General features: G+C 60.0%; 12 protein-coding genes. All 12 read left to right on the forward strand.

Annotated elements, in window-relative coordinates; genetic code table 11:
• Positions 1-48: 48 nt before the first annotated feature.
• The gene (locus ACFFSY_RS03750) at positions 49-2157 is read left to right on the forward strand and encodes a right-handed parallel beta-helix repeat-containing protein (RefSeq protein WP_377490090.1); all 2109 of its coding nucleotides are present in this window, start codon (positions 49-51) and stop codon (positions 2155-2157) included.
• Between the two features lie 202 nt (positions 2158-2359).
• A complete protein-coding gene (locus ACFFSY_RS03755; RefSeq protein ID WP_377490093.1) occupies positions 2360-4306 on the forward strand; it encodes an asparagine synthase-related protein in 1947 nt (648 codons plus the stop codon).
• 24 nt (positions 4307-4330) lie between these two features.
• Positions 4331-4459 (forward strand): paeninodin family lasso peptide, encoded by a 129-nt coding sequence (locus ACFFSY_RS03760; protein ID WP_377490096.1) that lies wholly within the window; start codon positions 4331-4333, stop codon positions 4457-4459.
• Positions 4460-4545: 86 nt separating this feature from the next.
• Positions 4546-5517, forward strand: coding sequence for an HPr kinase/phosphorylase (locus tag ACFFSY_RS03765; protein ID WP_377490099.1), 972 nt, complete (start codon positions 4546-4548; stop codon positions 5515-5517).
• Complete coding sequence (locus tag ACFFSY_RS03770; RefSeq protein ID WP_377490102.1) at positions 5495-5785, forward strand: lasso peptide biosynthesis PqqD family chaperone; 291 nt, start codon at positions 5495-5497, stop codon at positions 5783-5785. Before ACFFSY_RS03765 ends, ACFFSY_RS03770 begins: the two co-directional genes overlap by 23 nt.
• A complete protein-coding gene (locus ACFFSY_RS03775) occupies positions 5782-7626 on the forward strand; it encodes an ABC transporter ATP-binding protein (protein WP_377490105.1) in 1845 nt (614 codons plus the stop codon). Before ACFFSY_RS03770 ends, ACFFSY_RS03775 begins: the two co-directional genes overlap by 4 nt.
• On the forward strand, positions 7607-7981 hold the full coding sequence (locus ACFFSY_RS03780) for a helix-turn-helix domain-containing protein (protein WP_377490108.1): 375 nt from the start codon (positions 7607-7609) through the stop codon (positions 7979-7981). Before ACFFSY_RS03775 ends, ACFFSY_RS03780 begins: the two co-directional genes overlap by 20 nt.
• A gap of 125 nt (positions 7982-8106) precedes the next feature.
• Complete coding sequence (locus ACFFSY_RS03785; RefSeq protein WP_377490111.1) at positions 8107-8829, forward strand: YveK family protein; 723 nt, start codon at positions 8107-8109, stop codon at positions 8827-8829.
• Entirely contained in the window at positions 8819-9478 is a 660-nt protein-coding gene (locus tag ACFFSY_RS03790) for a CpsD/CapB family tyrosine-protein kinase (protein WP_377490114.1), read from the forward strand. The genes ACFFSY_RS03785 and ACFFSY_RS03790 overlap by 11 nt, the downstream gene beginning before the upstream one ends.
• A 277-nt stretch (positions 9479-9755) precedes the next feature.
• Complete coding sequence (locus ACFFSY_RS03795; RefSeq protein ID WP_377490117.1) at positions 9756-11600, forward strand: polysaccharide biosynthesis protein; 1845 nt, start codon at positions 9756-9758, stop codon at positions 11598-11600.
• A 40-nt stretch (positions 11601-11640) separates the two neighbouring features.
• Positions 11641-12804 (forward strand): glycosyltransferase family 4 protein, encoded by a 1164-nt coding sequence (locus tag ACFFSY_RS03800; protein WP_377490120.1) that lies wholly within the window; start codon positions 11641-11643, stop codon positions 12802-12804.
• Entirely contained in the window at positions 12767-13837 is a 1071-nt protein-coding gene (locus ACFFSY_RS03805; protein WP_377490123.1) for a glycosyltransferase, read from the forward strand. Before ACFFSY_RS03800 ends, ACFFSY_RS03805 begins: the two co-directional genes overlap by 38 nt.
• Positions 13838-13842 lie beyond the last annotated feature (5 nt).

Raw genomic sequence — 13842 nt, forward strand, 5'->3', positions numbered from 1 at the left:
TATTGTGGTAATAGTAACAAAAATAGAAGATTCAAAGGAGGGAGCACAATGAAGCGATGGAGCATCGCATTACTGGCAGCCACGCTCGCGGTATCGGGGACTGTAAGCGTTTCAAGCGCCGCCGAGCCCAGCGCGGTTCAGAGCGCAGACACAGCGGCCTACACCGCCAATCTGCAGCAATTCGGCATTCATAATGACGGTACGCATCCCGTGGAGACGACACAGGGCATTAATCAAGCGCTTCTGTGGGCGAAGACCCAAGGCTATACGAAGCTATTGCTGCCGACAGGAACTTATTTGATCGACAAGGATAGCCATATTAACATGGTCGGCGATATGACGTTCGAGCTCGATAACCAAACGGTTCTTCAGAAGGAGACGAACGGCAAGGAGCGGTACATCACCATCTATATCGGATATGGCATCAATAACGCGAAGCTCAAAGGCGGCATCTACCGGGGAGACAAGGATACGCACGATTACAGCAAGAAGGATACGCCCTACACGGCAGGCACGCACGAGAGCGGGTTCGGCATTCTGGTGGAAGGCGCCAAGGGCACGGTAATAGACGGCGTCCGAGCCGAGAACTACACCGGGGACGGCCTGGCGATCGGAGGGAGCGGCGGACTGCTCAAGGATTACTATACGGCGAGCTTCGTCTCCGGCGCCTTCGACGCGGCGGGGAAGCCAATCGCCGATAGCGCGAAGATCCGGACCAAGACGCCAATCGCGCTGGACGCCAAGTTCCCGGGCGAGCGGGAATTCGAGCTGTCCAACAGCCAGGGGCTTGCGCTGACATTCGACGTCTATTATTACAAGAGCGACAACACGTTCCTGAGCAGTCTGAAAGGGGCGAAGGCGCGCAACATTCTGCAAATTCCGTCCGGTGCAAGCTTCGCTCATATTGTATATGCAAAACCGGCCGCAAAGGATTATTACGTGGAAGCCTGGAAAAAAATCGTGAGCAAAAACATCACCGTACGCTACTCCGAATTCGCGTTCAACCGCCGTCAAGGCATAACGGTCGGGGGCGCGGACCAGGTGCTGATCCATGACAACGTGCTGCACGATATGAAAGGGGTCGCGCCGCAATCGGGTATCGACCTCGAGGGCGGATTCGGCGAGAATGGCCACCGGAATACGAACATCAAGATCGCGAACAATGATTTTTATAATAATACCTCTTACGATCTGATTCTCTACGACGGCTGGAATGCGGTCGTGGAAGGCAACCGGTTCGGTTCCAAGGGCGTCATCGGCTTGGCGATATCGCCGCCGTTCACGGGCGCGATCGTGCGCGATAACCATTTCGACGGGTCTCGGATTCTCGCCTATCATGACGCGACCTTCACAGGCAACCGGATGAACGACTCCTACACGTATTTCGAAGGACCGAATATTACGATCGACGGCATGGTGTTCACGGACTCCATCCTCAGCATTACAAGCAAGACGGCTTATGGCGTGACCGCATCGAATATCCGGATGATCAATAACAAGAAGCAGCAGAACGCGCTGTCCATCTGGAACAAGCCGATCAAGATGACGAACGTGACGATCGAAGGCGAGACGCTGCTGAATACCGTCGTCGGCGGAGTCGAGGACGGCAGCGTGTTCACCAATCTAAGGCTGCTGAATCATAGCGGCGCATCGCTTCCGAGAGGGACGTACGCGAATTGCGAATTCGTATCCGCGCCCGGGAATACTCGTGATCTGATCGCGACCCAGAGCGGAACTTACGCGTTCAGCGGCTGCAAGATCCAGTCATCCGGGACCGGACTGCTGCTGGAGAATAAAGCGACGACCTATGCCATTACCGGCTCGACGTTCGAGATGGGCGGCAACGGCAGCGCGATCTCTGTGCAAGCAGCCAAGAAGGTCGATCTGCAGAACAATATCATCCAAGCGTCTAACTTGACGAGAACGGATGTCGCGCTCGTGAAAATCAACGATTACTGGAAACGCACGGAGCAGGCAGACGTGCTCGCGGCGACGATCAAGGCGAATCGAATTACGGCCAATACGGCGACAATCGGCATCTCCACGCTGTATGCGGGGCTGAATGCGCCGGCATATACAGTGAATGGCAACCTGCTGACGAACGCCAAGCTGCAGCTGAAGAACAACGATGTCGCGGGAGGCAATGTGCTGCAATAATCGCGGGAAGGCGCTGGCGGAAGTCGGCGTCTTCTTGTTCGTTATGGAGGATGAATTTATTCGTTGACAACGAATTATAACGGTGATACGCTTGGGTTGTGTTCGTTATTAAGAACGAGTTGAAGAACGGTATCGAAATAAAGAACCATGGAGAGAACGAATAGATGCAATCCACTACCTGCAACTTTACGGAGGATACGGCATGAGCGCAATCGCCGGCGTGTACTACTATAATGGAGAACCGGCTGCTGCCCTGGATGGGAGCCGAATGATGGAAGCCATGGAGCAGCTTCCAGCCGCCAGGGTCTCTTCCTGGCACACCGACTTGCTATATTTCGGCTGCCGCGACCAGCGGGAATCGCCGGCGTCTACGCCGGAGGCGCTCCTCCGGCACGATCCGGCTCGCGGGTTGGCGGTTACGGCCGACGTGCTGCTCGATAACCGGGACGAGCTGATGGAACGGCTGGATGTGCCCCGCGCGCTGCGGGCGGACATGCCTGACGGCGAGATTCTGCTGCGCGCTTATGAGGTCTGGGGGCAGGAGATGGCCAAGCATCTCGTCGGCGAGTTTGCGTTCGTCATCTGGGACGCGCGGGAAGGCCGGCTGTTCGGCGCCCGGGACTTCTCCGGCGCCCGCACGCTGTATTTCTACCGGGACGGCGGCCGCTTCGCGTTCGCCAGCATCATCGCGCCGCTCTTCGCCCTGCCGGGCGTGGAGAAGCGGCTGAACGAGCCTTGGCTGGCGGAATATCTGGCGATCACGGGCATGTTCGAGCCGCCGGACTGCAGCGTGACGGTCTACCGCGATATCGGGCAGCTGCCGCCGTCGCATACGATTACGGTGACCGAACGCGGTCTTCGGCTCGCGAAGTATACGGCGCTGGACGACATCGCGCCGCTCAAGCTGAAATCCAACGCCGACTACGAGGAAGCGTTCCGTGACGTATTCGGCCTAGCAGTCCGTTCCCGGCTCGGTCTCTCCAGCCAGGTCGGCGCATTCTTAAGCGGCGGACTGGACTCCGGCTCGGTCGCGAGCTTCGCGGCCCAAGCGCTGCGCGAGGACAACCGGCCGCTGCATACGTTCAGCTACATCCCGGAGGACGGGTTCGTGGATTGGACGCCCAAATACAAGATGGCCGACGAGCGTCCCATGATTCAGACGACCGTACGGCATGTCGGTAATATACAGGATCGTTATCTGGATTTCAAAGGCCAAAGCCCGTTAACCGAGCTCGACGATTGGCTTACGATCATGGAGTCGCCCTATAAGTTCTTCGAGAACTCGTTCTGGCTGAAAGGCGTCTACGAGCTGGCATCGCGCCAGGGCATTGGCTTGCTGCTGAACGGACAACGGGGCAACTACAGCATATCCTGGGGGCCGGCCGTCGATTATTACGCACAGCTGCTTAAGCGCCTCAAGTGGTTCAAGCTGGCGCGCGAAGTGCGGCAGTATTGCGGCAATGTGGGCGTCAGACCATCTCGCGTCTACTCCGTGCTCGGGCGCAAGGCCATCCCCGCGCTCGAACGCCGCTATCCGCTGACGGCGCCTTACGAATTCCCGCAGCTGCTGGCCGACGATTATGCCCGCCAATATGGCGTGTATGAGAAGCTGCAGGACCGCGCCTTCACAGGCATCGGATCGACCGCGGATTTGCCCGCCGATCCGATCGAAGCGCGCAAGCAGCACTTTAGCCGCGTCAACATGTGGAACATTACCGGGACAAGCGGGGCCAAGCTGAGCATGCGCTACGGGGTGAGGGGGCACGACCCGACCAACGATCTGCGCGTCATCCGCTACTGCCTGTCGCTGCCGCTCGAACAGTTCGTGCAGGAGGGCCTGGACCGGGCGCTGATCCGCCGCTCGACGAAAGGGCTGCTGCCCGACGGCGTTCGGCTGAACCAGCGGGTGCGGGGCATTCAGGCAGCGGACTTGGTCTACCGGATGGCCCCTCAGTGGGACATGTTCGTCTCCGAGCTAAGACAGATGAGCGAGGACGCGCGGATGCGCGGCATGCTGAACGCTGCGGTCATTCAAGATGGCATCGCCGTTATGGAGCAGGGGCCGAAGCCGGAGCACGCCTTCCATCCGCAGATGAAGCTCATGATGCGCAGCCTGATCGTGTATCGTTTCTTGAAGAAAGCGTTCTAAGATGCAGCGAGAGGAGGTGAATCTATGAAGAAACAATGGAACAAACCAACAATGGAAGCGCTGTCCGTGCAAATGACGATGGCTGGCCCTGGCGAAGTCATTCCGGACGCCGTTCAGCCGGACCCGACGGAAATCATTCACTTCGAGAGCTAGGCTGCGGTCTTAAACTTACATGCATGCGGCGGAGCTCTCGTACCTTGAACGGTATGAGAGCTCTTCCTTATTAAAGACGAATCAAGATGGAGTTGAATAATGTGCAGCGACTGGAGGAAATGCCGTTCACGCGGCACTATGAAGCGTTCGGCTGCCGAATCCGCAGCGAGATCGCGCTGCCGGAACTTAGCGCCGCGCGCGGCGAGGCCTCGGAGCCGGACATCACGATCCGTGTCACGGCCGAATGCGCGAGCTGGCCCGAGCTCGCCGAAGCGTGCGGCAAGCTGGAGGTGGAGACGGACCGCATCGCATTCCGAATCGAGGAACTGGCCGTATTCATCATCCGGGAAGGCCGCGACGTCGAGGTGCGCTCGCTGCGCGGCGCGGACGAGGATCGGCTCCGTCTGTATATACTGGGCACCTGTATGGGGGCGGCATTAATGCAGCGCCGCGTGCTGCCGCTGCATGGCAGCGCGATCGCGATCGGCGGACGCGCTTACGCGGTCGTGGGCGAGTCGGGGAGCGGCAAATCAACGCTCGCCGCCGCATTCCTCGCGCGCGGCTGCCGGCTGTTGAGCGACGATGTGATCGCCGTCTCCGCCGGTACGAACGGAATTCCCATGGTCGCGCCCGCTTACCCACAGCAGAAGCTGTGGCAGCAAAGCTTGGACGCCTTCGGCATGAACGCTGCGGGCTACCGGCCGTTGCATGAGCGCGAGACGAAGTTCGCCATTCCGGTGCAGGAGCGGTTCCTGAACAAGCCTCTCCCGCTTGGGGGCGTAATCGAACTATCGAAGGGCGGCGAGCAGCCGCAGCTTAGGCGCGTTCACGGTTTATCCCGCGTGCAGCTGCTGTACCGCCATACGTACCGGAATTTCCTGATCCATGGGAGCGGGCTGACGGAATGGCATTTCAAGCTGACGGCCGGCTTGTCGAACAAGCTGGCGTTCTATCAGATGCAGCGGCCGGAGACGTCGTTTACAGCGCCGACGCTTGTCGAGATGCTGCTAACCGAAATCGGAGAGGATGATCGTTATGGGACAAACGTACAAGGTTGAGCTGGATGATCGGATCGTTCAGGAGCCGGGCAATATCGTCAGCGATATGGACGGCGAGACGGTCATGCTGAGCATTGAACGGGGCAAGTATTATAATTTCAGCGAAGTAGGCGGATCGATCTGGCAGGCGGTGCGGCAGCCGTCCACGGTACGCGAGGTGGTGGCGGCGATTATGGCCGAATACGAGGTGGACGAGCAAGAGTGCCGCCTTGAAGTCGTGGCCTACCTGGAGAAGCTGCTGGCCGAGGGTCTCGTGACCAAACGATGAAGGACGTGCTGCACTACGTAAAGCGGCTGGCCGATTACTCGGGCTTCAAGCTGTACCTCAATTTGATCGGCATGGCGCTGATTGGCCTGCTGGACGGACTCGGCATGCTGCTGCTGATTCCGATGCTGAATATGAGCGGCATCGCGGCGGAAGCAGGCACCATGCATCCCGTTACGAAAGCGCTATCGTTCGTGCGCGACTATCCGGCCGCCGAAGGGCTGCTGATCGTGCTGGCGATCTATTTGACCGTCTCCATCGCGCAGTTCGTCATGCAGCGTGCGCTGACCGTGCAAAATATCAATATGCACCAGAACTTCGTCCACGACCTGCGCATGACGCTGTATCGGGGCTTGCTGGCGGCGGGATGGGAATTTTACTTGAACCGGCGCAAATCCGACATCATCAGCTCGCTCACGACCGAGATGGGGCGTGTAAACAGCGGCGTGCATCTGTTCATGTCGGCGCTGACTTCCGGGATCTTCACCGTCATTCAGATCGGCCTGGCCGTATGGCTCTCGCCGGTCATTACGGCATACGTCGTCGGGAGCGGACTCGCGCTCGGGCTGTTCGCCCGGAGGTTCTCGCGCAAGGCGACCGTCCTGGGCAACCATACGGTCGAGACGAGTCAGCGTCATTTGGCGGGCATTACCGATCTGTTCGGCGGGATCAAAGAGGTGAAGAGCAACCGGCTTGAGCGCTCGCGTCTGGCGTGGGTGCAGCAGCTGTCCGCGAGACTGCGTTACGAGCAGGAGGAGTTCACCCGCATTCGGACCGCCTCCCAGCTGCTCTACAAGATCGCGTCGTCGGTGCTGATCGCGGCTTTCTTGTACCTATCCGTCGTCCTTTTCCGGACGCAGCCGGGGCAGATGGTCGTCATTATCGTCATCTTTTCGCGCCTGTGGCCGCGGTTTATTAGCGGCCAAGCGAATATGGAGCAGGTGGCCTCCTTTATTCCGGCCTTTCGCAATTTGCGGGCGCTGGAGCAGGAGAGCGCGGCGGCGGCCGAGCAGGGGAACAATCTGCGGGAAGAGGAGGATGTCACCGAACGGCTCCGCATGGAGAGGGGCATCGTTTGCCGGGATCTCGATTACCGGTATGGGGGCGAGGAGAGCGCTTATGCGCTGCGGAACGTGAACCTGACCATTCCGGCGGGCCGAATGACCGCCATCGTCGGGCGTTCGGGCGCGGGCAAAAGCACGCTCGTCGACCTTGTCATGGGGCTCGTGAAGCCGCAACGGGGTCAGGTGCTCGTCGACGGGAGCCCGGTCACGGGGGCGCTGCTCGAGTCGCTGCGGCAATCGCTCAGTTACGTGCCGCAGGATCCGTTCCTGTTCCATGCGACGATCCGCGAGAATCTCCTGCTTGTGGAACCGAAGGCCACCGAGGCGCAGCTGTGGGAGGCGCTGGAGGCATCGTCCGCCGCAGAATTCGTGCGGAGGCTGCCCGCCGGGCTGGACACGCTGATCGGCGATCGCGGCGTGAAGCTGTCGGGAGGCGAAAGGCAGCGCCTGGTGCTCGGCCGCGCGCTGCTGCGCAAGCCATCCATTCTGGTGCTGGACGAAGCGACGAGCGCGCTGGACCGGGAGAACGAGACGAACATTCAGCAGGCGCTTGAGCAATTGCGCGGACGAACGACCATTCTAGTCATCGCGCACCGCCTGTCCACTATTCGCAATGCCGATCAAGTGGTTGTGCTGGAACGGGGGCAAATCGTGCAGCAAGGCGAATATGGCCGGCTAGCCGGGGAGCGCGGAGGCGTCTTCCGGCAGCTATTGGGCGCAAGCCGGGAGCAAGGGGGTGATTTCAGTGGAGGAGAGCGCTATGATTGGGGACCGAATTAAGCAATTGCGGGAACGAAAGGGATTGACGATTACGGAATTGGCCGTGCAGGCGGGCGTATCGAAATCGTATCTGAGCCACATTGAACGCAAGCTGCAGAATAACCCTTCGCTGCAGGTCCTCTCCAAAATTGCCGTGCCGCTCGATACCAAAGTGCAAGTCCTGCTGGGCGAGAGAGACGAGGGGCATCAGCAAGCCGGCGACGGACGGTTCGCGCAAGAGTGGATGGACCTGCTCCGCCAGGTCATCGCGGGAGAGGCCGACCAGAGCGAAGTCGTTCGGATCAGCGAACGAATCCAGGCGCAAACCAGACGGGGAGCCAAGCCCCTCGACTCGTTGGACAATGCCGCCAAGTAGCGAACTCGCAAGGAACGGCAACGGGAATATGTAGGGGCTGTAAAGGGAACGAAGTGCGTTGACACGTTCGTTATAATGAACTATACTTTGTCTATGTTCGTTATAAAAAACAGGAGAGTTCGACTATGACCCATCACGCAGGGAAGGCCCGAGAGATACAAGTGCGGGAGTGGCTTCAAGTTGTACAGCGCAGATGGGCGATCGTGCTCGCTTGCGCGATTGTATGCACATCGCTTGGCGTCTTCTATAATTCGCTGCCGCGAACGCCGCAGTATCAGGTCGCGGCCCGCGTCGTCCTGAACGCCGAGGTAGGTTTGTTCAATACGCTAAAGGTGCTCATGCGCGAGCCGATCGTCATGGAGAAGGTGGCGGACGAGCTGAATCTGCGGCGCTCGCCCGGCGCGCTGGCCGCCCAGACCGGCATCGTCAACGTGAACGAGACGCAGGTCGTGCTCGTGACGGTCGTCGACGCCGATCCGAAGATTGCGGCCGGCATCGCGAACGCGACGGTGAACGTCTTCCGCGAGGTCGCGCGGGAGAAGCTGGGTTTTAGCGGCATGACCTTGTTATCGGAGGCCGACGGAACGCTGCCGTATGCGCCAATCAACCCGCCGAAGACAACGCGCAATATCATCCTGGCGGTCATGGCCGGTCTTATCCTGGGCTTGGGAGCTGCATTCTTCCGGGATTCGCTGGACGATTCGATCCGGGCGGACAAGCATGATCAAGAGCTGCTTGGATTGCCGGTGCTCGGCGCGGTCTCCCGCATCAAGCGGAAGCCATCCTCCAAGCGGACCAAGCAGCTGACCGCCGCCATCACTTCGGGAGGTGAGAGCGTTGGCTCCTAACCGGCAGAAGAAAGAGCTGGAGTTTCTCAGCAAAGGGCTAACGAGTTATCTTCATCCCGAATCGGCCACGGCGGAGCAATTCCGCGGCATTCGGGCGAGCATCCTGCTGCGGCAGGACGGAGGCGGCGCGAGATCGCTCGTCGTCACCTCGCCCGGACGGGGGGAGGGCAAGACGACGGTGGCGATGAATCTGGCGGTATCGCTGGCGATGAAGGGGAGCCGGGTTCTGCTCGTGGACGCCAACCTTCGCCGCCCTGACGCAAGCGGCGCCTTCCAGCTTCTCGATTATCCCGGCTTATCGGACGTGCTGCTCGCCTCGGTGGAGCTCGGCGATGCCGCAAGGCGTACCGAGATGGGCAGGCTCGACGTGCTGGCAGGCGGGCGAAGCCGGGATATGGCGCTCGATCTGCTGGATTCCGAACGGATGCGGGCTGTGATCGAAGCGGGGAGGCGGAACTACGATCTTGTCCTCATCGACGCAGGCGCCGTGCTGGAGGCGTCGGAAGCGAAGACGCTCGCCCACTTCTGCGAAAGCGCGGTGCTGGTCGTCCGCGAAGGAAGAACGAACGCCAAGGCGCTCGGCGATGCCAAGGCGACGCTGGAATATGCCGGTGCACAGGTGCTCGGCGTTATTGTGAATAAGCGCTAAATTTTTTTTGATGAAAAATTCGTTATAAAGAACAGCGGGTTCGCCCGTTCGGCGATGTCTCCTGACCGTTATCGATGGAGGCACTCGGTCATGCCGTGGGCTCGAAGGAGCCTTAGACGCCAGTCGTCGGAGGTGTGATGTGAGGCGGGGTTAGATGCCCTCTATTTTTACTTTTGGTTGTTTCGCTTCTTATCTGCATGATCTGCACGAAGAACAGCCATCGTGCCGTTAACAAGCGACGCGAACAAAAACAAAGAAAACGGGGGATTGGTACGACGTGACTTATTTCAAACGGGTATCGATTTCGATGGTCAGCGATTCGCTCATCGTCATCAGCGCGATTTTCTTCAGCCGATTCTTGCTTGGCGTCAGCCTGGACATGCCGGATACGTCCTTGGCGATCAGCGCGCTTACGCTGCTGCTGAGCCACCATGTATTCTCGGTCGTCTTCCGGCTGTATCAGAAGGCGTGGGCGTATGCCAGCACCGGCGAGTTAATCATCGTGCTCAAATGCGTGACCTACTCGATCGCGGCTGCCGCGGCCATGCAGCTTGCGGTATCCGGCGATATCCACATCCGGCTGCTGACCATTACGTGGCTGCTTCATATGACGATGATCGGCGGCTCGCGGTTTGCGCTGCGCATCTTCAAGGATATGTTCGCGCCGGATGCGAATCGGTCCGCCGCCCCGAAGAAACGGACGCTCATCATCGGCGCCGGTTCGGCAGGGACGATGATCGCCAGGCAGCTGCTGCACAGCGCCGAAGCCGAGCTGCAGCCGGTCGCCTTTATCGATGACAACGTCAAGATGCGCGATCTGCACATTATGGGCATTCCCGTCGTGGGCGGCATTCCGTCTCTTGGCCATGTCATTCGCGAGCTGGACATCAGCAATATTATCATCGCGATCCCTTCGCTCAGCCGCAAATCGCTGCATGCCATCTATCAGGAATGCGCGAAGACGGATGCGAAGACGCAGATTTTGCCAATGATCGAGGATATCGTCTCCGGCAAAGTATCGGTAAGCCAAGTCCGGGATGTGCAGGTGGAAGATTTGCTCGGCCGCGAGCCGGTCGAGCTGGATATCGCGGGCATCTCCGAATGCGTCACGGGCAAGGTCGTGCTCGTGACCGGGGCGGGCGGTTCGATCGGCTCGGAGATTTGCCGCCAGGTCGCGGCCTTCAAGCCGCGCACGCTCGTGCTGCTCGGACATGGGGAGAACAGTATTTATGCCATCGAGATGGAGCTGCTCGATCTGTATGGCGACCAGGAGATCCAGATCGTGACGGAGATCGGGGAATTGCAGGACGCGGACAAGATGATGAGCATTATGAGCGCTCACCGTCCGGACGTCGTCTACCATGCGGCGGCGCACAAGCATGTACCGCTCATGGAGCGCAATCCGGAAGAGGCGGTCAAGAATAACGTCATCGGTACGATGAACGCCGCGAAGGCAGCCAGCAAACACGGCGTGTCGACCTTCGTCATGATTTCCACGGATAAAGCAGTCAACCCGACGAGCGTGATGGGCGCGACGAAGCGGTTGGCCGAGATGATCATTCAAGATTTGGACCAATCGAGTCTTACGCGCTTCGTCGCGGTCCGCTTCGGCAACGTGCTCGGCAGCCGGGGCAGCGTCATTCCGCTGTTCAAGAAGCAGATCGAGAAGGGCGGCCCCGTCAAGGTGACGCATCCGGACATGATTCGCTACTTCATGACCATCCCCGAGGCTTCCCGTTTGGTCCTGCAGGCGGGCGCGATGGCGCAAGGAGGCGAGGTGTTCGTCCTTGACATGGGCGAGCCCGTCAAGATCGTCGATCTGGCGCGCAACCTTATTCTGCTCTCGGGCAATACGGTGGAAGACATCGGCATTGAATTCACGGGCATCCGGCCGGGGGAGAAGCTGTTCGAGGAGCTGCTGAACGAGAACGAAGTGCATGAACAGAAGGTTTATCCGAAAATCTACATCGGCAAGAAGGCCGAGCTGCGGATCGAGCAAATCCACGAGCTGCTGCGCGAATTCGAAAGTTTGGACAAGGCCATGCTGCGCGAATGGCTGCTCGATCTGGCGAACAACCGGCTTACGGCGACGGAGCGCCAGCTGATCATGCTTTCCAGCTGAGGCCCGCAAGCCGGCTGGGCTCGCGCGAAGGAGGATGGATATGCCGAAAGTATTGTTTTGCGCCACGGTCGATTACCACTTCGAGAAATTCCACTTGCCTTATATGCAGTGGTTCCGGGAGCAAGGGTGGGAAGTCCATGTGGCGGCATCGGGGAAGCTTGCGCTGCCCTACACGGATCGCAAGTTCGACCTGCCGATCGCCCGCTCCCCGCTGAAGCTTGCGCGCAACTGGTCGGCCTATCGCCGGCTTGCCGCCATTATGGAAGAGCAAGATTACGATCTGATTCATTGCCATACGCCGGTAGGCGGCATGCTCGCCCGGCTGGCCGGACGCCGGCTGCGCAAGCGGGGGGCTAAGATCCTCTATACGGCCCATGGCTTCCACTTCTGCAAGGGTGCCCCGCTGCTCAATTGGCTGCTATATTACCCGATTGAACGGACGATGGCGGCGGCAACCGACTGCTTGATCACAATTAACGAGGAAGATTACGAACTGGCGCGCCGGCGGCGGTTCCCGGCCGGACGTATCGAGCGGGTAAGCGGCGTCGGGGTTAATCTGGAGCGCTATCATCCGCTGCCGGAAGCCGAACGGCATCTGCGGCGCAGGGAGCTGGGCCTTGCGGCGGACGATATGGCGATGTTCTTCGCGGCTGAATTCAATGCCAACAAGAATCAACAGCTGCTGATCCATGCGCTCGCCGGCATGCGCGGCTATCCGGGCGCCAAGCTGCTGCTGGCGGGCGATGGCGGGCGGCAAGCGGTCTGCCGGGAACTCGCCGAGCGGCTGGGCGTGGCGGACCGCGTCCTCTTCCTCGGTTACCGCCACGATATCGACCGGCTGCTGCCGCTGTGCGATCTGGCGGTCGCCTCCAGTCTGCGGGAAGGGCTGCCGGTTAATATCATGGAAGCGATGGCGTGCGGTCTGCCGGTCGTCGCTACGCGCAATCGGGGTCACAACGAATTGGTGGAAGACGCCGTTAACGGCTATCTGGTGACGGCAGGCGATGAGCAAGGGTTCGCGCGCCGGCTGGAGGAGCTATGCCGGTCCAGGTCGCTGCGGCGACGGATGGGGCAAGCGAGCGCCCAGCGTGCGAAGCGCTATGCGCTGCCGGAAGTACGGGCGCAGCTGGCGGACATTTATTCACGTTATATGGCGGAGGATCGGAATGAAGCCGAAGATCAGCATCATCGTGCCTATTTATAATATGGAGCGGTATTTGGAGCGCTGCATGGACAGCCTGACGAACCAGCGATTGGCGGACGTGCAGATCGTGGCCGTGAATGACGGCTCGACCGACCGAAGCCTGGATATCGCCAGGCGCTACGCCGCGGCCGACAAGCGGATTATCGTCCTCGACAAGCGCAACGGCGGCGTGTCCGACGCGCGCAATGCGGGAATGGCGGCGGCGGAAGGGGACTATATCGGCTTCGTCGACCCGGACGACTGGGTCGATCCGGATATGTACGAGGCCATGTACGCCGCGGCTAACGCCGAAGGGGCGGATATCGTCATGTGCGGCTATGTCCGGGAGTTCGGCACGCATGCGAAGGAGAAGGTGTTCGACGCGCCGGATACGCTCCATTACAGCGCCGAGGAAGTGAGACGGAAGATGGTGCGCCGTCTGGTCGGACCGCTAGGCGATGAAGTCGGCCAGCCTGAGCTGCTGGATGCCTGGGGGACGGTGTGGTCGAAGATCTACCGTGCCGACATGCTGCGGAGTGCCGCCGTCCGGTTCGTCGATCTGCAGCGGATCGGAAGCAACGAAGATTCGCTGTTCAATATGTACGCGAGCTATGAGGCGCGGTCGTTCGTCTTCCTGAACCGGCCGTTCTACCATTACTGGCGGGCGAACGAAGCGTCGGCCACGTCGAGGCGCAACCCGAAGCTCGCGGAGCAGTTCCAGACGTTGTTCGGGCTGATCGAGGCTTTCATCCAGGAGAAGCGGCTGGGCGCGGAATTCGAGGAGGCGCTTGCCAACCGGATTGCGCTTAGCACGCTCGGACTTGGTCTGAACATCGTCGCCGGCGGGCGGCCGGGCGCTGCCGCGATCAGCAAAGTGCGGGCGATTCACGGCATGCTTAGCCAGGCGCGGATTCGCCGCGCGTTCGACCGCTTCGAGCTCGCTCGCTGTCCGCTTCCGTGGCGGGCTTTTTTCATTTGCGCGAAATACCGGATGTCGCCCGTGCTCTACGTGCTGCTGGAGGCGGCGGAATATTTGAGGAAGACCAAGAGATAGGAGTT

This window comes from Paenibacillus aurantiacus, assembly GCF_042431225.1.
GTDB lineage: Bacteria > Bacillota > Bacilli > Paenibacillales > Paenibacillaceae > Paenibacillus_Z > Paenibacillus_Z aurantiacus.

Bases quoted from the DNA above. Each gene is read 5' to 3' on its own strand.
- ACFFSY_RS03750 (WP_377490090.1), top strand. From the start codon at position 49: ATGAAGCGATGGAGCATCGCATTACTGGCAGCCACGCTCGCGGTATCG.
- ACFFSY_RS03755 (WP_377490093.1), top strand. From the start codon at position 2,360: ATGAGCGCAATCGCCGGCGTGTACTACTATAATGGAGAACCGGCTGCT.
- ACFFSY_RS03760 (WP_377490096.1), top strand. From the start codon at position 4,331: ATGAAGAAACAATGGAACAAACCAACAATGGAAGCGCTGTCCGTGCAA.
- ACFFSY_RS03765 (WP_377490099.1), top strand. From the start codon at position 4,546: ATGGAGTTGAATAATGTGCAGCGACTGGAGGAAATGCCGTTCACGCGG.
- ACFFSY_RS03770 (WP_377490102.1), top strand. From the start codon at position 5,495: ATGGGACAAACGTACAAGGTTGAGCTGGATGATCGGATCGTTCAGGAG.
- ACFFSY_RS03775 (WP_377490105.1), top strand. From the start codon at position 5,782: ATGAAGGACGTGCTGCACTACGTAAAGCGGCTGGCCGATTACTCGGGC.
- ACFFSY_RS03780 (WP_377490108.1), top strand. From the start codon at position 7,607: ATGATTGGGGACCGAATTAAGCAATTGCGGGAACGAAAGGGATTGACG.
- ACFFSY_RS03785 (WP_377490111.1), top strand. From the start codon at position 8,107: ATGACCCATCACGCAGGGAAGGCCCGAGAGATACAAGTGCGGGAGTGG.
- ACFFSY_RS03800 (WP_377490120.1), top strand. From the start codon at position 11,641: ATGCCGAAAGTATTGTTTTGCGCCACGGTCGATTACCACTTCGAGAAA.
- ACFFSY_RS03805 (WP_377490123.1), top strand. From the start codon at position 12,767: ATGAAGCCGAAGATCAGCATCATCGTGCCTATTTATAATATGGAGCGG.